Origin of the sequence: Brenneria tiliae (assembly GCF_023347575.1) — a bacterium.
Taxonomy (GTDB): domain Bacteria; phylum Pseudomonadota; class Gammaproteobacteria; order Enterobacterales; family Enterobacteriaceae; genus Brenneria; species Brenneria corticis.
Genome location: NZ_JAKPCB010000072.1, coordinates 1 through 1,197, shown reverse-complemented (window position 1 = coordinate 1,197; position 1,197 = coordinate 1). Strand labels below are relative to the sequence as shown.

The following is a 1,197-nucleotide window of genomic DNA, read 5'->3' as shown; positions in this document are numbered from 1 at the left end:
TTTCGCCAGCGTTTTTTCCACATCGAACGCTTGCCCTGATTTCAGCACGCCCCACGCCCAGTGCACCAGCTTTCTCATCACCGCCCCCACGATTAGCTTCCCGTTCTTTCCCTGCGCTTTTAACCGCCCCGACAGGGCTTTCGCTCCTTCATTGCATTTCAGCGCACTCAGCGCCGGCATATACAGCATTTTCCTCAGCCGCCTGTGTCCCAGCTTACTCAGCTCCGACCTTCCTTTGACCGAACTGCCCGACTCCCGCATTCGCGGCGATAACCCCACAAAGGCTACCGCCTGTCTCACATTCTCCAGTCGCTCCACCCGCAGCCATGCCATCAGATAATGGCTTAACTTTTCTCCCACCCCTGGGATACTTTCCAGCAGCGATTTCTCTTTCTTCAGCCCCGGATTCTGGTCTATATGCCGGTTTATCTTCTCTTCCAACTGCCGGATTTCTTCCTCCAGCATCGCCAGTACCCGCTCTATCGAGGCCTTGCTTTCTCCTTTCGCTTCATACTGCCGGTTCGTTTCCTGAACTCGCATCTCGATAAGCGCTTCCCGACGCGCCACCAATCGCTGCAACTCCCTCACCTCCGGCGCCGGCGGTATCCACTCTGGTGGCTGATGAGTCGCACAGTAACGGGCTATCAGCAGCGCATCCGCCCGGTCGGTCTTCTGACGCCATAACTGGCTTTGGGCAAACCCCTTGATACTCAGCGGATTGACCACGCTGACTTTCCAGCCGTTATCATGCAGCCACAGCGCCAGCGCTTCGTAATACGTACTGGTCGCCTCCATGCACAGGCGGCATTCTGGTTTCGCCAGCCCTTTCTTATCCAGCCACACCGCCAGTTGCCGGTACCCCTCTTCCGTATTGGAAAAAACCTTGTTTAGCCGTTTCCCGTTACGTTCAACGGCCAAATCGAATTTTGCTTTGCTGATATCAATGCCGATAGCATTCATCCCGTCGTCTCCTCGATTGAAATCCTTACCTTGTGCATCCTTAAAAACGCAGGCTCGCAGCCTCAGATACTGTACGCACTTGGTCAGGTAAGGTTGAGAGATAAACGGCTTATCTGCGAAACAGGCTCGGAAGGCCTCGGGAATGACTCAGCCTGTTTATCTCTCCCTCAGGCGTCCCTGAGGATCTTAATACATGCAGACAACAAGGTCTGCACGTATAAGGAATGACGGATTTGG

General features: G+C 54.5%; 1 protein-coding gene. It reads right to left on the bottom strand.

Annotated features, from left to right (window positions below; translation table 11 throughout):
• Positions 1-960: IS110 family RNA-guided transposase (locus MFP24_RS00380; protein WP_249228643.1), on the bottom strand; the 960-nt coding region annotated here is incomplete at its 3' end.
• Between the last annotated feature and the right edge of the window lie 237 nt (positions 961-1,197).